This is a genomic window from Archangium lipolyticum (genome assembly GCF_024623785.1).
In the GTDB taxonomy this organism is placed as follows: Bacteria; Myxococcota; Myxococcia; order Myxococcales; family Myxococcaceae; genus Archangium; species Archangium lipolyticum.
Window position 1 is genome coordinate 147,037 of the sequence record NZ_JANKBZ010000010.1, and the last position, 16,921, is coordinate 163,957.

Genomic DNA, 16,921 nt, shown 5'->3' on the forward strand with positions numbered 1-16,921 from the left:
GGTGGAGTTTCTTGGGCGAGCAGTTGGCGACCGTGTTAGCATTTGCCCAACTGCGGGGCCGGACGCGGGTTGTGAGAGGAGTTCTCATGCGTCCTCCCTTTATCTACCGAGCAGGCGTGCTCGGGCTGTTCCTCTCGCTGTCCGTTGGCTGGGTCGCGCCGTCTCCCTCGAACGATACGACCCGGGCGCTCGGCGAGAGTTCTCGGTTTGGCCCCCCTCTCAAGTTGGACCCCGGTGAGCCGCGCTCCAATCCCCGCGAGCTCACCGCCGTGGGGGGAAAGCTGTTCTTCGCCGCCACGACAGAGGGGCAACGAGAGCTGTGGACGACGGACGGCACTCCCGCGGGGACGCGGCGCGTGCGCGACGTCTTTCCGGGCCCGGAGTCCTCCAATCCTCAACACCTGGCCGCGCTGGATGGGGTGCTCCTCTTCAACGCCCGGACCCTGGGCCGGGCGTCCGATGGAAACATCCACGTCCTCGGCCAGGAACTGTGGCGCTCGGATGGCTCCCCCGAGGGCACCTGTCTCGTCAAGGACATCAACCCCGGCCGGCCCCCCTCTTCAGAAAGCCCCCATGGCTACGAATACTCGGACTCGTCTCCCACCGGCCTGAAGAACGTTGGGGACGTCGTCTACTTCAGAGCGAAGGGCGGCGATTCCTCCTCGACCAACCTGGAGGGGCTGTGGCGCTCGGACGGCACCCCCGAGGGCACCTCGTTCATCCGCGACCTCTACATCCGCGTCGCCAACCAGGCCTCCTCCACGTTTGTTGCCATGGACGGGGTCATCTACTTCGCCGCGAATGGCAACTTCGGGCAGAGTGAGCTGTGGCGCTCGGATGGCACTCCCGAGGGCACCTGGCGCATCGCGGGCCCTCCCTTGTGGCGGGACGTCTCCCAACTCAAGGTGGTGGACGGGGTGCTCTATTTCATGGCCTACCAGGAGAGCACGGGCACCGAGCTGTGGCGCTCGGACGGCAGCCTCGAGGGCACCCGGCGGGTGACGGACATCAACCCCGGCCCCGGGCACTCGGTCATCTCGTGTGTCACGTCCATGGGCGGGGCGCTCTATTTCTCCGCCTACCAGGAGGGCACGGGCAGCGAGCTGTGGCGCTCGGACGGCACGCCCGAGGGCACCTGGCTCGTCAAGGACATCAACCCGGGCCCGGAGGACTCGGGCATGAACTGCCCGATCGTCCTCGATGGCGCGCTGTATTTCACCGCCCTCGAGAAGAGCACCGGCATGGAGCTGTGGCGGAGCGAGGGCACCGCGGAGACCACCCGGCTCTTCAAGGAGCTGGTGCCGGGGACGGGCTGGGGCGTGCCCTGGCAGCGTCTCCATCCCTTGGAGTCGGGAGGATTCCTGTTCAGCGCCACGGCCCCCGATACGGGCACCGAGCTGTGGATGTCCGACGGGACCGTCGAGGGCACCGCGCTGGTGGCCGATGTCTTCCCGGGTGCCGAGTCCTCCAATCCCGGTGACTTCGTGCGCGCCGGCAACACCCTCTACTTCACCGCGGGTGATTCGGTGAGCCGCGAGCTCTGGGCGCTCCCCCTGCCTGGCGCGACCCCTCCGGACGAACCCGACACCTCGCGTTCCGCGGGGCCGAACCCATGTCCACAGGAGCCGGACGCGGGCGGCGCACCGGATGGGGGCAGTGCACCGGACGCGGGTGACCTGGGGCCCGGCGGCGACGAGCAGCCTCCGGAAGTCCACCTCCATCCCAACGAGGTTGGCTGCGGGGCGCTGCCGTCGGACGCGCTCCCCCTGGCGGGACTGCTGGTGATGGCGGTGCTCGCGAAGCGCCGTGGCCATCGCCCTCGCCCGAAGGAAGGTACCTATTAGAGACCGGAGCGAGGATGGGTGGAAGGCATTGGCCCTGTCAGCTCAGCAGGGCCTTCCAGGTCTCCGGGCCGATCCACCCGTCCACCGTGAGTTGGCGGGAGGTCTGAAACTGACGTACCGCCTTGTCCGTCTGGGTCCTCCAGTCGTTGTCGACTGAAACATCAAGACCCTTGTCCTTGAGCAGGCGCTGGGCCTCGCCGACCCAGGGGTTCTGCATGCCTACACACAGCGAGGGTCGGTGCGCCCAGCCCTGCTCCTTGAACTTCCACAAATCGAAGCCGCGCCAGACGGTGACGTTGAGGACCGTCCTGTTCTGGAAGTGGATGTCCACATACTCGCCACCTCGAGCAGAACGAATCGCACCAAGTCGATGGCGCGGGAGATGCGTCGCATCCACTGGGCCAGCGATGCAAGTGCCGCAAGCGGAAGGGGTACGAGCGATTCGGGAGCACCAGGGATTGACCACAATCCCCTTCAGGCACGAGCGCACGCGACGAGACGGATTGAGCGTGCTGCTGATCAAGCGCCCGAAGGTCCGGGTACGACTGGAGTCCTCCACGAGCGAGTGGGTAGCACCGGGCCTGGAGGGTGTCGGCATGCACGAGGGTGCTCACCCTGCGATTGATGAGGGGGATGGCGCGTGGAAATGCTCCACGAACGCCGGATGATTGGCATGCCTGCAACACATTGCCACGCCTCTCAAGACGGGAGTCATCATGAGAGCCCAATGCACTTCCAGCGTGTTGTTAGCCTTACTGGTGTCTGTGTCTGCCTACGAGGGTGCGAATGCCCAGCCCGCCCCCGAGCCGGCAGACGCGGCGGATCCGGTCTCGAAGGTCCTCAAGGCCCCTGATCCGAAGGCGGCGTTCGAGGCCCTCGACGCCAAGGAGAAGGCCGACTTCAACACCCGCATGGAGGTCTCGGAGGTGACTGTGGAAGAGGAGAAGGTCGAAAAGATCGAGGCCCTCGACGCCAAGGCCGGAGCCCAGGCCTGCTGGAAGGGACAGGCCAAGGGCAAGGCCAAGGCGGTGACGGGCAACACTCTCTTCACCTACTGGGTGGTGGGCGAATGGTGTGCATCCGGGGGCAAGGTGACGAGCGCCAAGTTCAGCAGGGGAGATGGGGAGACCAAGACCCCCGGCTGGCGGTACGTCGGCGTCGAGGCCAAGGGCGGGGAAACCGTCAAGGGAATGGCCCGCGTGTGGGCGAGGCATCGCTTCATCCTTGGTGTCGGAGGCATTGACGTCAAAACCGATGATCGGTGTCTGCGTTTCACCGGCAATGCCAAGGGCAAGCTGAAAGTCGAGCACAAATGCGACGTCTTCTAGAAGGCCGGCCCCCTCGGCGTTCCGGGTGGTCTCCCTGCGGTGGTGTACCGGGTGAACACGGACGAGCTGCCGGGGACGAGCTCCCTTGAGCCAGTGGATGCGCCCCACCCCCGTGGACCGTCGATGAGCGTGAAGGTCAGGGAGTACAAGAAGCGCGGCAAGAGCGGATGGGAGGTGGACATCACGTTCAAGTGGCCCGATGGCGAGCCGTACCTCGAGCGCGTGAAGGCGCCGGTGGGCTCCTGGTCGGGCGCGAAGGCGTGGGGTGAGCAGCGGCAGGCCGAGCTGCTCGCGCGGGGCCGCAGGGTCGTGGACGTGGAGAAGAAAAGGGAGGTGCCGACGTTGAAGGAGTTCGCCCCCAGGCTCATCGACGGGGACTCCAGGGCCAATCGGCAGAAGCCCAGCAGCACCATCACCAGCAAGGAGTCCTCGTTGCGGCTCTACCTGCTGCCGCGCTTCGGCGAGCGGCGGCTCGACGAGGTGACGAACGAGGACCTCCAGCACCTCAAGGCGGAGCTACGCGACCTGTCCACCAAGACGGTGAACAACGTCCTCACGGTGTTCAAGCGGCTGTTGAAGTGGGCTGCTCAGCGGGGAGATCATCGCGCTGGAGTGGCCGGACATCGACTTCCGCCGGGGCCAGCTCCACAAGGTGGGTGAGAAAAGACGAAGGGCCCGGAACCTTGCGATTCCGGGCCCTTCTTTTGGCGAGGAGTACGGGACTTGAACCCGTGGCCTCCGGCGTGACAGGCCGGCGTTCTAACCAACTGAACTAACTCCCCACGACACCGCTCTTCACTCCTACTACAGCTGCTGCTTGGGCGGAACAGGGATTGAACCTGTGACCCTCGCCTTGTAAGGGCGACGCTCTACCGCTGAGCTATCCGCCCCTCGCTTGCGTCACCGCGTTGCGACGGGGCGGCCTTGTATCGACCACGACCGTCACTGTCAAGCATACGTTTCCAACGGACGGATCATTCCGCAGCCCCCTGACAGGAGCGTTGACCCTGATGGTTCCTCCTGACAACCCTCGCCTCCCGCCCGCTCCCCAAGCGAGAGGGGGCACACATGGAGCCCACCCCTTGAACGATCGCCTCCTCCGAGCCGCTCGCCGCCAGCCCACCGACACCACCCCGGTGTGGCTCATGCGCCAGGCCGGCCGCTACCTGCCCGAGTACCGCGCCATCCGCGGCAACATCGGCTTCCTCGAGCTGTGCAAGAACCCGGACCTCGCCGCCGAGGTGACCGTGCAGCCCATCACCCGCCTGGGCGTGGATGCCGCCATCATCTTCTCGGACATCCTCATCCCCGTGGAGGCCATGGGCATCGAACTGGAGCTCGGGGACAAGGGGCCTCACTTCCCCAACCCCGTGCGCACCGCCGCGGATATCGAGCGCCTCGCCGTGCCCGACCCCGTCCAGGGCACCGGCTTCGTCGCCGAGGCCATCCGCCGCACCCGGCGCGCCCTCAATGACTCGGTGCCCGTCATCGGCTTCTCCGGCGCTCCCTTCACCCTCGCCGCGTACATGGTCGAGGGCGGTGGCTCCAAGAGCTACATCCTCATCAAGCGGCTCCTCTTCGAGCAGCCCAGGCTGGCCCACACCCTCTTCGAGAAGCTGACGAATACGCTCATCCCCTATCTGCTGATGCAGGTGGAGGCGGGCGCGAGCATCGTGCAGATCTTCGACTCGTGGGGCGGCGAGCTGTCGCCCTGGGACTACGAGCGCTTCTGTCTGCCGTACCTCACGCGCATGGTGAAGGAGGTGCAGGCCAAGGGCGTGCCCGTCATCGTCTTCGGCACCGGCATGTCCAACCACCTGCCGCTGCTCAAGCGCACCGGCGCGGACGTCATCGGGCAGGACTGGCGCACGCCCATCGACGAGGCCCGCCGCGTCCTCGGCCCCGATGTGGCCGTGCAGGGCAACCTGGATCCGCTCCACCTGTTCCTGCCTCGCGAGGAGCTGGAGCAGCGCGTGGTGGACATCCTCCGCCGTGCTGGCCCCGTGGGGCACATCTGCAACCTCGGCCACGGCATCCTCCCGCCCACGGATCCGGAGGCCGCGAAGTTCTTCGTGGACGCCGTCCACAAGCACGGCGTCGCGCTCCGCCAGGGCACCTGATGGCGTCACCCCGTGAGTCAGCCGGGGATGTCAGAGGCGCCCGGTAGGGTGGCGTGAGGTGTTGGGGAAGGGGACGGGCGCCGTGACGGACGAGGGCAGGGGCGGTGAGTACCAGCGCAGGGTACTCGCGCTTGAGCATCGCGAATTGATGGAGCTGTGGGAGGGCCTTCGGGCGGGCGTCGCGCCTGCCGATTGGCCCGCCGGTGTGCTGCTGGAGTACCTCATCCTGCGGGCCTTCCAGTTGGAAGGCGTCGAGGTGACCTGGCCGTACCGGGTCTACCGGGATGGGGTCCTCCTGGAGCAGATCGACGGGGTGGTCTATTTCGATGGGGTGTTCTGTCTGGTAGAGTTCAAGGACATGACCAGACCCGTAGATACCGTGGCCATCGTCAAGCTGAAGTCGCAGATCCTGCGCCGGCCGCGAACCACCATCGGGGCGTTGTTCTGCACGGGTGAGGTCTCGCAGGCCGCCTCCTCGCTGATGGAGATGCTGCCTCCACCCGATGTGCTGCTGTGGGAGGGAGGGGAGATCGATCTGGCCCTCCGGGGACAGCGTCTCCTCGATGGAATGAGGAGGAAGCTGCGGCATGCGGTGGAGATGGGGTTCGCGGAGCTGGGCAGGAGAAACAGGAGGGTTTTCTGATGGGCGCGTTCATCGTGACCTCGGGATTCGTGGCAGGAGGGCTCATGCGGCGTCTGTTGGACGGGCATCCCCTCCTGCGTGATCGTGCCATCAAGATCTGGGCGGCCACGAGCGGGAGTGGGGCCACGTCCCTGGCGCGGGAAATCCTCATGAACCAGCGCGAGCCCGTGATCGTGGTGCGCGATGCGGACACGCTCTCACCAGACCTGATGGCGGAGCAGCGCGGTTGGGTTCAACTGCTTCTGGAGCGGGTGGCGCCTCCGAGTGAATGGCGGATCCTGCAGATCGCACCCGAAGTCGCCGTGCTCCTCTTCCGTGACGAGTCCCTGCTGCGCTCCCTGGTTCCGGTGAGCCCCTCGTTCGAGCAGCTCATCCGGGGCCGCTACGAGCCCAACCGGGTGCTCGCCGAGCTGTTCGCGCAGGCGGGTGGGCAGCCCTTCCCCGAGCCCCTGCTGGAGCGCCTCAAGCAGGCCGATGTGTCCTCGCTCTGGGCCGCTCCGGAGCTCCGTCCCCTGGAGGAGTTCCTCCTCGAAAAGTCGGCTGCTCAACAGCCGGGCACGGCCCCCTGATCTCGCTCCGAGGGAGAGCAACCAGGGGCCCTGTTTACGTTGATTCTGGAGTCAATCTCCCGTTGACGCGATGCGACACGGGTCATTAGATGCGCCTCATTCTGCAGGAGGGTGAGGCACACATGGCACGCGAGAAGCAGCGCAACGGTCACCGCAGGGTGGCCATCGTCCGCGGTTTGCGGACGCCCTTCGTGAAGGCGGGAACCGACTTCGCGAAGCTCACCGCGCTGGACCTGGGCCGCATGGTGGTCCAGGAGCTGGTGCAGCGCGCGGACATCGATCCCCAGGAGATCGACCAGCTGGTGTTCGGCCAGGTCATCCCCACGCTCACCGCGCCGTCCATCGCGCGCGAGGTGGTGCTCGCCGCGGGGCTGCCGCGGAAGATCGAGGCCTTCACCGTGGCGCGTGCCTGCGCCACCTCCATCCAGGCCATGACGACGGCGGCCAACGCCATCGCGGTGGGCGAGGCGGACGTGGTCGTCGCCGGTGGCACCGAGTCCATGTCGGACGCGCCCATCTTCACCAGCCGCCCGCTGGCCCAGGCGCTGGTGGCCGCCTCCAGGGCCCGCAGCCTCACGGAGAAGCTCAGGGCCTTCCAGGCGCTCAAGCCGCGCGACCTGGTCCCCGTACCTCCGGCCATCGCCGAGTACTCCACCGGCCTCACCATGGGCGAGAGCGCGGAGAAGATGGCCAAGGAGAACGGCATCTCCCGCGAGGAGCAGGACCGCATCGCGTACGCCTCGCACCAGAACGCCGCGCGCGCCTGGAAGGACGGCTTCTTCGACCCCCAGGTGATGCACGTCGTGGTGCCGCCCAAGTACGAGAAGGTGGCGCAGAAGGACAACATCGTCCGCGAGGACACGAGCCTGGAGGCGCTCGCCCAGCTCAAGCCCGCGTTCGACCGCAAGTACGGCTCCATCACCGCCGGCAACGCCTCGCCGCTCACCGACGGCGCCGCCGCGCTGCTGCTGATGAGCGAGGAGAAGGCCAAGGCGCTCGGTCTGGAGCCGCTCGGCTACCTGCGCGCCCATGCCTATGCCGCCACCGACCCGGGTGGCCAGCTCCTCCAGGGCCCGGCCTACGCGGCTCCCATCGCGCTGCAGCGTGCGGGGATGAAGCTCTCGGACATCGACATCGTGGAGATGCACGAGGCGTTCGCCGCCCAGGTGGCCAGCAACATCCAGGCGCTGGCCTCCAAGGAGTTCGCCCAGAAGGCCGGCTGGAGCGCGCCCGTGGGGGAGGTGGACCGCACGCGCCTCAACCTGGCCGGTGGCTCCATCTCCATCGGTCACCCCTTCGGGGCCACGGGGGCACGCATCGTCACCCAGGCCCTGCATGAGCTGAAGCGTCAGAACAAGAACACGGTGCTGTGCACCGTCTGCGCCGCCGGTGGCCTGGGTGCCGCGGTGGTCCTGGAGCGTGCGTGATGGCTGCGATGAAGGCACAGGTGCTCGAGGCGAAGCAGGGCTTCACCTACCAGGTCGAGGACAACGTCGCGATCCTCTCCTTCGACCTGCCGGGTGAGTCGGTGAACACGCTCTCCCCCGACGTGGGCGAGGCGTTCGCCGAGCTGCTCGGACGCGCGGAGAAGGACCCCGTGGTGAAGGCGGTCGTCTTCACCTCCGGCAAGAAGGACGGCTTCGTGGCCGGGGCGAAGATCGACTTCCTCCAGACCCTCAAGACGGCCTCGGATGCCACCGCCGCCTCGCGCCATGGGCAGCAGGGCTTCGACAGGCTGGACGCGTTCCCCAAGCCGGTGGTGGCGGCCATCCACGGCGCGTGTCTGGGCGGCGGCCTGGAGTGGGCGCTCGCGTGTGACTACCGCATCGCCACCGACAGCCCGAAGACGACGCTCGGCCTGCCCGAGGTGCAGCTCGGCCTCATCCCCGGCGCGGGTGGTACCCAGCGGCTGCCGGCCCTCATCGGCGTGCAGGCCGCGTTGGACCTCATCCTCACCGGCAAGAACGTGAAGCCCTCCAAGGCCAGGAAGCTGGGCCTGGTGGACGAGGTGGTGCCCGCGCCCATCCTCCGCTCCGTGGCCGTGCGGCGCGCCCGCGAGCTGGCCGAGGGCATGCTCAAGGTGGAGCGTCCTCGCGGCCAGGGCCTCAAGGCGGTGGCGCAGCAGGGCAAGAAGGGCCTGGGCGGGCTGCTGGCGGGGTTGGCCAACAAGGAGCTGTGGGCCGAGGTCGCGCTCGAGGACAACCCGGTGGGCCGGAAGATCCTCTTCGATCAGGCGCGCAAGCAGCTGCGCAAGAAGACGCGGGGCAAGTACCCGGCGCCGGAGCGGGCGCTGGAGGCCATCCGCATCGGTGTGGAGTCCGGCCACGCGGCGGGCCTGGAGGCCGAGGCCCGGTTCTTCGGCGAGCTGGTGGTGTCCGACGTCTCCAAGCGGCTGGTGGAGATCTTCTTCGCCACCACCGCCCTCAAGAAGGAGAACGGCACCGCCAACGCGGACGTGAAGCCGCGCGAGGTGAAGAAGGTGGCCGTGCTCGGCGGCGGCCTGATGGGCGGCGGCATCGCCTACGTCAGCTCGGCGCTGCAGGGCGTGCCGGTGCGCGTGAAGGACAAGGACGATGCCGGCGTGGGCCGCGCCCTCAAGCAGGTGCAGGGCATCTACGATGAGCGGGTGAAGAAGCGCTCGCTCACGTGGCGTGAGGCGGCCTCGAAGATGGCGCTCGTCACCGGCGGCACCGGCTACGAGGGCTTCAAGAGCGCGGACGTGGTCATCGAGGCCGTCTTCGAGGACCTGGCCCTCAAGCACCGCATCATCGGCGAGGTGGAGGCCGTCACCCGCGAGGACTGCATCTTCGCCTCCAACACCTCCAGCATCCCCATCACCGAGCTGGCCAAGGGCTCCCGCCGGCCCGCCCAGGTCATCGGCATGCATTACTTCAGCCCGGTGAACAAGATGCCGCTGCTGGAGATCATCACCCACAAGGGCACCGCCGACTGGGTGACGGCCACCTGCGTGGAGGTGGGCAAGAAGCAGGGCAAGACGGTCATCGTCGTCAACGACGGGCCGGGCTTCTACACCTCGCGCATCCTCGCGCCGTACATGAACGAGGCCGCGTACCTGCTGGCCGATGGCGCCGACATCGCCGAGCTGGACAAGGCGCTCGTCGAGTTCGGCTTCCCCGTGGGCCCCATCACCCTGCTGGACGAGGTGGGCATCGACGTGGCCCAGAAGGTGGGCCCCATCATGGAGGCCGCCTTCGGCAAGCGCATGGCCGCGCCCAAGGCCCTGGAGAAGGTCGTGTCCGAGGGCCGCCTGGGCCGCAAGAACAAGAAGGGCTTCTACACCTACGACGGCAAGAAGAAGAAGGAGGTGGACGTCTCCGTCTACGAGCTCCTGCCGCACGGGAAGAACCGCAAGCAGTTCGACTCGCGCGAGATGGCCGAGCGCTGCGCCCTCCAGATGGTGAACGAGGCCGTGCGCTGCCTGGGCGAGGGCATCCTGCGCAGCGCGCGTGACGGCGACGTGGGCGCCATCTTCGGGCTCGGCTTCCCGCCGTTCCTCGGTGGCCCCTTCCGCTACGCGGACAGCATCGGCCCCGCCGAGCTGCTGCGCCGCCTGGAGCACTACCAGGACAAGTACGGCGAGCGCTTCACCCCCGCGCCGTACCTGGTGGACATGGTGAAGGCGGGCAAGACGTTCTACCCGCGCTGACCCCGGAGGCCAGGAGGGCAGGGGAGTCGCTCCTGCTGCCCTCCGGCCCGTGTCAGGCCCGCGTCACTCGTCCGCCGCGGGCAGCACGCTCACCTTGAGCGAGCTCGGGTGCGCCGTCGAGCGGTAGACGCGGTGGAAGGCGCGCACGAAGTCCTCCTCCTTCGCCTCGAAGATGTTGGGCACGAAGGTCTGCGGGTTCCGGTCGATGAACGGGAACCAGCTCGACTGCACCTGGATCATCACCCGGTGCCCGCGCTCGAAGGTGTGGAAGACGTCGTTGATGACGAAGCGCACCTTCGTCACCTCGCCCGGCTTGAACGGCTTGGGCTCGCTGTAGCTGTCGCGGAAGCGGCCGCGGAACGGCTCACCGCGCACCAGCGTTTGCTGGCCTCCCCGGTTCTTCCTTCCCGCCGCCTCGTCCTCCCTCGAGAAGCCCGGCATCCTGCCCGGGTTCACGTCGACGAGCTTCACCACCCAGTCCGCGTCCGTTGCCGTGGTGGACACCCACAGCTCCGCCTCCAGCGGACCGGCCAGCGTGAGATCGTTCTCCAGCGGCTCCGTCTGGTACACGAGCACGTCGGGCCGGCGCGCGGCGAAGCGCTGGTCCTCGGTCATGTAGTTCCTGGTCCAGCCCGTGGTGATCTCCGTCGTGTAGGGCACCGGCTTGTTCGGGTCGCTCACGTACTCGTCGAAGGACTCCTCCTTGGCCGTGGGGGCCGAGAAGGTGAGGCCGCCCTTCGGCTGGAAGTAGAGCTTCTGCTCGCGCACCTGCTTCGGCGGCCACGTGTCGAAGCGCCGCCAGCGGTTGGCCCCGGTCTCGAACACCAGGGCCTCGGGCAGGTTGGGCTTCTCTCCCCCCTTGAGGTGGTGCTTGAAGAAGGCGAGCTCCAGTGCTTGGTAGAGTTCGCCCGTCTGGAAGCCGAACTCGGCGTCACCCAGCGCGGAGCTGTCCCCGCGCGTCCAGCCTCCGTGCGGCCACGGGCCCATGACCAGCGTGTTGGCGATGCCCGGGTTCTGCTTCTCGATGGCGCTGTAGGTGCGCAGCGGCCCGTACAGGTCCTCGGTGTCGAACCAGCCGCCCACCACCATCACCGCGGCCTTGATGTTCTTCAGGTGCGGCAGGAGGTTGCGCGACTGCCAGAACGCGTCGTAGTTGGGGTGCGCGATGATGTCCTTCCAGAAGGCGATGTCGCCCTTGAGGTAGCGCGTGTCCGCGTTGCTCAGCGGCCCCATGTCGAGGAAGAACTGGTAGCCGTCCGGCGTGCCGTGCTCGAAGCGCTTCCAGTCCTCGCTGGAGGTGGGGGCCGGGCGGGGCTTGCCGAAGGAGGAGAAGAAGTTGAACGCCAGCACCAGGTTGAAGGCGCCGTGCCGGTGCATGTCGTCCCAGAACCAGTCGGCGATGGGCGCCTGCGGCGACACCGCCTTGAGCGCCGGGTGCGAGTCGATGGCGCCCGCCGACGTGTAGAAGCCCGGATAGGAGATGCCCCACTGGCCCACGCGGCCGTTGTTGCCCTGCACGTTCTTCACCAGCCACTCGATGGTGTCGTACGTGTCCGTGCTCTCGTCGATGTCCTTGGGCCCGCTCTTCTTCGCGAGGTGCGGGCGCACGTTGACGAACTCGCCCTCGGACATGTTGCGGCCCCGTACGTCCTGGAAGGCGAAGATGAAGCCGTCCTTCTCGTACTGCGCGGTGGACCCGAGCCTGCGCGCGTACCGGTCCTGGCCGTACGGCGCCACCGAGTAGGGCGTGCGCACGAGCAGCACCGGGTAGCGCTTGCCGGGGCTTGCGTCGTTGGGGACATAGACGGACGTGAACAGCCTCGTGCCGTCACGCATCGGGATGCGGTACTCGAACTTGGTGTAGTTCGAGCGGATGTACTCGGCGCGCTCGGGCGATTCGCCATGGGGTTGCTGGGGTCTCGCGGTCTGCGCCCGGGCCGGGCCGGCAAGCGCGAGGCACACGAGCACCACGAGGCTACGGAACGTGAGGTGCATGCACTCTCCTGATGAGGGAGCGGCATTCTCCGTGAAGGGTCGGGGGTCGGAAAGCCTCGCGTGCGCCCGATGGGATGCTTGACCCCGAATCGTTTCTGGACCATGCCCCGGGCGCCCATGCCCCGCTCCGCGTCCCGCATCGTCGCCCTCGCCGCGCCTGGCGCCCTGCTCGCCTGCACCCTCGCCGTGGTGGTGGCCGCGCGCTCCTTCCCCGAGAGCTACAGCCCGGCGCGGCTCTCCTGGCCCAACGCATCCCTGCTCCTGGGCTGGGTGCGTTTCGACGCGGGTTGGTACGCGGAGATCGCCACCCAGGGATACGGGTACACCCCTGGCCAGCAGAGCTCGGTGGCCTTCTTTCCCGCCTATCCGCTCGCCATCCGCGGGCTCGGCGCGCTGGGCGTGGACACCTTCATCGCCGGCGTGCTGCTCACCGTGCTCTGTGGCCTGGCCGCCGTGCTGCTCTTCACCCGCTGGGCCTCCCACCTGAAGGGAGAGGAGGCCGCACGCGACGCGGGGCTCCTGCTCGTCTTCTACCCCTTCGCCTTCTTCCTCTATGGGGCGATGTACTCGGACGCGCTCTTCCTCCTGCTGCTGGTGGGCGCCTTCTACCTGCTCGAGCGCGGCCAGCTGCTACCCGCGGTGCTGCTGGGCGCGGTGGCCACCGCCGCACGCCCGGTGGCTCCGGCGCTGGTGCTCGGGCTGCTCGCGCGCCGGCTCGAGTGGAAGCACCAGCGCGGCGAGAAGTGGACCCTCTGGGACGCGCTCCCGGTGCTCGCCGGCCTGGGGCTCGTGCTCTACGTCCTCTACCTCTGGCATGCCTTCGGCGAGCCCTTCGCCTTCGCCAAGGTGCAGTCCGCCCCGGGGTGGGACCAGCGGCCCGGTTGGCGCACCTGGCTCAAGGTGCGCTGGTTCCAGGGCTTCAGCTCCTCCATGACACTCGCGGACGGGCTGCGGCTGGTGGGGCATGCCGCCTTCTCCCTCGGGGCGCTCGCCCTGGTGTGGCCCACCGTGAAGCGGCTCGGTTGGGGCTACGGCGCCTATGTCGCGGCCATGGTCGGAATGCCCACCCTCTCCAGCAAGGACTTCATGGGCATGGGGCGCTACCTGCTCGCCGCCTTTCCGCTCTTCCTCACGCTCGCGCTGTTGCTGCGCGAGCGGCCTCGTCTACGCTGGGGGGTGCTCGCCACCAGTGCCGTGTTGCTCGTCTCTCTCGCCGCCGCCTACGGCGCGGGAGCCTACGTGTCATGAACGCGCCCATCTCCGCCGCCCTCTCGCTCTTCTCCCGGCTGCCCCCCGCCGAGCGCTTCCACGTCCACGCTCGTGCCTTCTCCGCGCCACTCGAGGCCATCGCCGCCCGTGTGCCCCACGGTGGCACCGTGGCCGATGTGGGATGCGGTCATGGACTGCTCTCCGGGCTTCTCGCCCTGAGCGATTCCCGGCGAATGGTGCATGGGGTCGATCCTGACCCACGCAAAATCGAGTGGGCCCGCCAGGGACCCGGCTGGCTGTCCAACGTGAAGGTCGAGGTGGGCACCGTGGAGACATTGGCCGCGCGGCTCCCCGGGCACTTCGACGCGGTGGTGGTGAGCGACGTCCTCTACCTGCTGCCGGTGGAGCGCTGGCCCGGCTTCCTCCGCGAGGCCCGTCGCCTGCTGCGCCCCGGTGGGCGGCTCCTGGTGAAGGAGGCCGAGGGGGATGGCACCTGGAAGCACCTCAAGTGCCTCGCGCAGGAGGTGGTGATGGTGAAGCTGCTCGGCCGGACGAAGGCCGGTGGCTCGCTGGTGCTTCAGTCCCGCGGCGCGGTGGAGGCCCTGCTGCGCCAGACCGGCTTCACCCCGCGCGAGACGGTGGCGCTGGGGGCGGGCTACTCCACGCCCCACATCCTCTATGTGGCGGAGGCGGCCGGGGAGGCCGCGGCCAGCGCGCCGTAGGTGGTCAGCCGTACTCCGAGCCGCTCGATGCGCGCCAACACCCTGGGGCTGGTGAGCGCGTCCAGCTCGGACTGCCAGCCGTAGCTCCAGGCCGGATCCTCCGGCACGTGGGGGCGGCCCTCGCCCGGGTGGCAGCCGAGCTCGAAGTCTCCCGGTGGCAGCGACTCCAGCAGGGAGAGCAGGGCCGCCTCGGTGAGCTGGCCCGCCTCGAAGACGCCGCCCGCGCTCACCCGCCGCACGCCGGGCACTGGCCCCGGTGCGGCGCGGGCCAGCAGCGTCAGCAGCGTCGTCTTCACCGCTGGCCCGGGTGCCCGCAGCCACGAGACGCGGGGCAGCCGGTCCGGCCAGCGCAGGGGCAGTCCCTCGCGCTTGGCCAGGGCCTCCACCAGCGGACGCACGCCCGGGAGCAGGTGCAGGTGCTGGTGTGCGTCCAGATGGTCCACCTCCGCGCCCAGCTCCCGCGCGAGCCTCAGCTGCGCGGCCAGCTCCAGCTCCACCTCCTCGCGGCGCACCTGTCCGGTGAGCCACGCCCGCGCGAAGTCCGCCCAGCTCGCGCGCATCCGCCCTCCCGGGGCCACCGTGGGCACGTGCGAGGCGGGAGCCGCCGGGGGCAGCCGGGTGGAGAGGCTCAGGTGGACACCCAGGGCGAGCCCCTGGGCCCGTGCGCTCGGCACCGCTCGAGCGGCGCTGGGGCCCTTCACCAGCACCGTGGCGCTGGTGACGATGCCCTCGCGGTGTGCCCGGAGGATGCCGGCGTCCAGGGCCGGGTGCAGCCCGAGGTCGTCCGCGTTGACGACCAGGCGCGTGGGGGCGCGTCCCACCGTGCTACCCGTGGCCGCGCGTCCGCTCGCGCTGCGCACCGTGCAACGGCGCCACCGAGGGCGGCAGCCGCACCGGACGCCTGGCGGCCTGCGGCTTCTTCGTCTCCGGGTACAGCTTCACCAGCTCGCGCACCATCTTCACGATGACGGAGGGCGAGGACAGCGTGGAGATGCCGCGCGTGCGCGGGAAGTAGTCCACGCCCATCTGGAACACGCGGAAGCCCTGGTTGATGGCCTTCACCACCAGCTCCGCGTCGATGAAGGAGCCCTGGCTGTTGAGCTCCACCGCCTCCAGCACCCGCCGGTGCATCACCTTGAAGCTGAAGTTGATGTCCTTGACGTGGACACCGAACAGCGTGCGGATGAGCGTGTTGTAGGCGAACGAGTAGACGATGCGCTTGGGTCCCTCGCTGGTGCGGTCGAACCGGAAGGCGCAGATCATGTCCGCTTCCAGGTACTTCATCAGGTGCAGCGCCCGCTCCAGCTCGTTCAGGTCGAAGGGCAGGTCGATGTCCGAGTACACCACGATGTCCTTGGTGGACGCGGACAGGCCCGTGCGCATCGCCCCGCCCAGCTTCAGGTTGACGGGGTGGGTGATGACGCGGAACTGTGGGATGCGCGCGGCCAGCTGCTCGCAGATTTCCTGTGTGCGGTCCGTGGAGGCATCGTTGACGACGATGATTTCGTAGTCGTCCGTGAGTCGGGAGAGCACGGTCTGGGCGCGCGACACCGCACGCTCCACGTAGTCCTCCTCGTTCCAGGCCGGAAAGAAGAGGCTGATGCTGGGGGATTTGCCCACGATGAACCCTCGGCAGAGCGTCGCCGTGACAGAGCGGAGTGGATGCGGCTGCTATCAAACATTGACCGGCACGTGCAATCCAACGGTCGCGGGCGTCACCAGGGCGTGCTAGCTTGGCTTCCTCGGTTTTCGGGGGTCGATGTGGGAGACAGGCGCCTCATTCTGCTGGTGGACGACTTACCCGGACGACAGGCGGACCTGGCGAGCACGTTGGAGCAGGAGGGCTTTTCCGTAAGGTTGGTGGCCGCTGGTCCCGAGGCCCAGCGTCGCATCGACGAGGCCCACCTGGTTCTTCTCGTCCTGGGTCCCGCTGGTGGGCCGTCGCGTGCGCTCTTGCAGCACCTGATGGCTCAGGACGACGAGGGCAAGGGGCCCCCGGTCATCGCGCTGGTGCCCGCGGACGAGCGCTCCGCGGTGCTGGCCGTGCTGCGGCTGGGCGCGGAGGTGGTGCGCACCCCGGTGGATCCGGAGGAGCTCATGGCGCGCATGGCACGCTGCATCCAGGAGCGGCAGCGCTTCAACGCGCTCGTCGCCCGCGTGGCCTCGTTGGAGCGCCTCTCCATCACCGACGGCCTCACCCAGGTCCACAACCACCGCTACTTCCAGGACCGGCTGCGCGAGGAGTTCCGGCGCGCCCAGCGCTATGACGACCCGCTGTCGCTCATCCTGCTCGACCTGGACCACTTCAAGGCCTTCAACGACGAGCACGGCCACCAGGTGGGCGACATCGTGCTGTGCGACGTGGCGGCGGCCCTCCAGCGCAGCGTGCGGGAGACGGACCTGCTCGCCCGCTACGGAGGCGAGGAGTTCGCCATCCTGCTGCCGCGCACTCCGCTGGCCGGTGCCCTCACCGTGGCCGAGCGCGTGTGGCGCGAGCTGGGCCTGCTGCTCACCGGTCCCCAGCGGACGTTGCGCGTCACCGCGTCCGTCGGCGTCTCGTCCTTCCCCCACCACGCCGTCAACAGCGCCGAGCAGCTCGTGCGCTCCGCGGACCAGGCGCTCTACCGTGCCAAGAGCGAAGGGCGGAATCGCATCTGTGTGCATTCCTCTCCCTCGCCCCTCGCCAATCCTACTCCTCGTTAGTCTCCCCTACGTCTCGCATCTGGGTCATCGTTGACCCGATTGCAGGGTCGGGGTATGAAGAGACCCAGGGTGGGCGAAAGCCCCGGGTGCTGAAACACCCGGTATCTATGGGCTTTGCGGT

At 68.3% G+C, this 16,921-nt stretch carries 15 protein-coding genes and 2 tRNA genes; 11 read left to right on the forward strand and 6 right to left on the reverse strand.

Annotation, left to right across the window (positions count from 1 at the left end; translation table 11 throughout):
- The first annotated feature begins 86 nt into the window (after positions 1 to 86).
- A complete protein-coding gene (locus tag NR810_RS22490; protein ID WP_257455307.1) occupies positions 87 to 1,844 on the forward strand; it encodes an ELWxxDGT repeat protein in 1,758 nt (585 codons plus the stop codon).
- 37 nt (positions 1,845 to 1,881) lie between these two features.
- On the opposite strand, the gene NR810_RS52615 is transcribed toward NR810_RS22490, so the two are convergent.
- The gene (locus NR810_RS52615; protein WP_257455309.1) at positions 1,882 to 2,175 is read right to left on the reverse strand and encodes a peptidoglycan-binding domain-containing protein; all 294 of its coding nucleotides are present in this window, start codon (positions 2,173 to 2,175) and stop codon (positions 1,882 to 1,884) included.
- 385 nt (positions 2,176 to 2,560) lie between these two features.
- Between NR810_RS52615 and NR810_RS22500 the strand changes: the two genes are divergently transcribed.
- Positions 2,561 to 3,172, forward strand: a complete 612-nt coding sequence (locus NR810_RS22500; protein WP_257455310.1) for a hypothetical protein — start codon at positions 2,561 to 2,563, stop codon at positions 3,170 to 3,172.
- A gap of 123 nt (positions 3,173 to 3,295) precedes the next feature.
- Complete coding sequence (locus NR810_RS22505) at positions 3,296 to 3,832, forward strand: N-terminal phage integrase SAM-like domain-containing protein (protein ID WP_257455311.1); 537 nt, start codon at positions 3,296 to 3,298, stop codon at positions 3,830 to 3,832.
- A 45-nt stretch (positions 3,833 to 3,877) separates the two neighbouring features.
- Here the strand turns inward: NR810_RS22505 and NR810_RS22510 are convergent.
- Both NR810_RS22510 and NR810_RS22515 read right to left on the reverse strand, forming a co-directional pair.
- A tRNA-Asp gene (locus NR810_RS22510) sits at positions 3,878 to 3,954 on the reverse strand.
- A gap of 36 nt (positions 3,955 to 3,990) precedes the next feature.
- Positions 3,991 to 4,062 (reverse strand) — tRNA-Val (locus tag NR810_RS22515).
- Positions 4,063 to 4,254: 192 nt separating this feature from the next.
- Between NR810_RS22515 and hemE the strand changes: the two genes are divergently transcribed.
- The 5 genes from hemE to fadJ all read left to right on the forward strand — a co-directional run bounded on the left by hemE (position 4,255) and on the right by fadJ (position 10,171).
- Positions 4,255 to 5,292 (forward strand): uroporphyrinogen decarboxylase, encoded by a 1,038-nt coding sequence (gene hemE, locus NR810_RS22520; RefSeq protein WP_257455312.1) that lies wholly within the window; start codon positions 4,255 to 4,257, stop codon positions 5,290 to 5,292.
- Between the two features lie 82 nt (positions 5,293 to 5,374).
- On the forward strand, positions 5,375 to 5,935 hold the full coding sequence (locus tag NR810_RS22525) for a hypothetical protein (RefSeq protein ID WP_257455313.1): 561 nt from the start codon (positions 5,375 to 5,377) through the stop codon (positions 5,933 to 5,935).
- Positions 5,935 to 6,504, forward strand: a complete 570-nt coding sequence (locus NR810_RS22530) for a hypothetical protein (RefSeq protein ID WP_257455314.1) — start codon at positions 5,935 to 5,937, stop codon at positions 6,502 to 6,504. The genes NR810_RS22525 and NR810_RS22530 overlap by 1 nt, the downstream gene beginning before the upstream one ends.
- A 122-nt stretch (positions 6,505 to 6,626) precedes the next feature.
- Positions 6,627 to 7,931: an acetyl-CoA C-acyltransferase FadI gene (fadI, locus tag NR810_RS22535; protein WP_257455315.1), complete on the forward strand. Its 1,305-nt coding sequence runs from the start codon at positions 6,627 to 6,629 to the stop codon at positions 7,929 to 7,931.
- Positions 7,931 to 10,171: a fatty acid oxidation complex subunit alpha FadJ gene (gene fadJ / locus NR810_RS22540; RefSeq protein ID WP_257455316.1), complete on the forward strand. Its 2,241-nt coding sequence runs from the start codon at positions 7,931 to 7,933 to the stop codon at positions 10,169 to 10,171. The genes fadI and fadJ overlap by 1 nt, the downstream gene beginning before the upstream one ends.
- A 63-nt stretch (positions 10,172 to 10,234) precedes the next feature.
- On the opposite strand, the gene NR810_RS22545 is transcribed toward fadJ, so the two are convergent.
- Entirely contained in the window at positions 10,235 to 12,166 is a 1,932-nt protein-coding gene (locus tag NR810_RS22545; RefSeq protein WP_257455317.1) for a CocE/NonD family hydrolase, read from the reverse strand.
- Positions 12,167 to 12,283: 117 nt separating this feature from the next.
- On the opposite strand from NR810_RS22545, the gene NR810_RS22550 reads away from it, so the two are divergent.
- Entirely contained in the window at positions 12,284 to 13,414 is a 1,131-nt protein-coding gene (locus NR810_RS22550) for a mannosyltransferase family protein (protein WP_257455318.1), read from the forward strand.
- Positions 13,411 to 14,097, forward strand: coding sequence for a class I SAM-dependent methyltransferase (locus tag NR810_RS22555; RefSeq protein ID WP_257455320.1), 687 nt, complete (start codon positions 13,411 to 13,413; stop codon positions 14,095 to 14,097). The genes NR810_RS22550 and NR810_RS22555 overlap by 4 nt, the downstream gene beginning before the upstream one ends.
- Here NR810_RS22555 and NR810_RS22560 read toward each other — a convergent pair.
- Together NR810_RS22560 and NR810_RS22565 are read right to left on the reverse strand one after the other, a co-directional pair.
- On the reverse strand, positions 14,052 to 14,918 hold the full coding sequence (locus NR810_RS22560; RefSeq protein ID WP_257455511.1) for a ChbG/HpnK family deacetylase: 867 nt from the start codon (positions 14,916 to 14,918) through the stop codon (positions 14,052 to 14,054). The genes NR810_RS22555 and NR810_RS22560 overlap by 46 nt on opposite strands.
- A 4-nt stretch (positions 14,919 to 14,922) precedes the next feature.
- Positions 14,923 to 15,717 carry a glycosyltransferase family 2 protein gene (locus tag NR810_RS22565; protein WP_257455322.1) on the reverse strand — a complete coding sequence of 265 codons (795 nt, stop codon included), beginning with the start codon at positions 15,715 to 15,717 and terminating at the stop codon, positions 14,923 to 14,925.
- 240 nt (positions 15,718 to 15,957) lie between these two features.
- Between NR810_RS22565 and NR810_RS22570 the strand changes: the two genes are divergently transcribed.
- Positions 15,958 to 16,800: a diguanylate cyclase gene (locus tag NR810_RS22570; RefSeq protein WP_257455513.1), complete on the forward strand. Its 843-nt coding sequence runs from the start codon at positions 15,958 to 15,960 to the stop codon at positions 16,798 to 16,800.
- Positions 16,801 to 16,921 lie beyond the last annotated feature (121 nt).

What these genes read in the sequence shown, in the direction of transcription:
- NR810_RS22490 (WP_257455307.1), top strand. Translation starts at nt 87, where the DNA reads ATGCGTCCTCCCTTTATCTACCGAGCAGGCGTGCTCGGGCTGTTCCTC.
- NR810_RS22500 (WP_257455310.1), top strand. Translation starts at nt 2,561, where the DNA reads ATGAGAGCCCAATGCACTTCCAGCGTGTTGTTAGCCTTACTGGTGTCT.
- NR810_RS22505 (WP_257455311.1), top strand. Translation starts at nt 3,296, where the DNA reads ATGAGCGTGAAGGTCAGGGAGTACAAGAAGCGCGGCAAGAGCGGATGG.
- NR810_RS22530 (WP_257455314.1), top strand. Translation starts at nt 5,935, where the DNA reads ATGGGCGCGTTCATCGTGACCTCGGGATTCGTGGCAGGAGGGCTCATG.
- fadI (WP_257455315.1), top strand. Translation starts at nt 6,627, where the DNA reads ATGGCACGCGAGAAGCAGCGCAACGGTCACCGCAGGGTGGCCATCGTC.
- fadJ (WP_257455316.1), top strand. Translation starts at nt 7,931, where the DNA reads ATGGCTGCGATGAAGGCACAGGTGCTCGAGGCGAAGCAGGGCTTCACC.
- NR810_RS22545 (WP_257455317.1), bottom strand. Translation starts at nt 12,166, where the DNA reads ATGCACCTCACGTTCCGTAGCCTCGTGGTGCTCGTGTGCCTCGCGCTT.
- NR810_RS22550 (WP_257455318.1), top strand. Translation starts at nt 12,284, where the DNA reads ATGCCCCGCTCCGCGTCCCGCATCGTCGCCCTCGCCGCGCCTGGCGCC.
- NR810_RS22555 (WP_257455320.1), top strand. Translation starts at nt 13,411, where the DNA reads ATGAACGCGCCCATCTCCGCCGCCCTCTCGCTCTTCTCCCGGCTGCCC.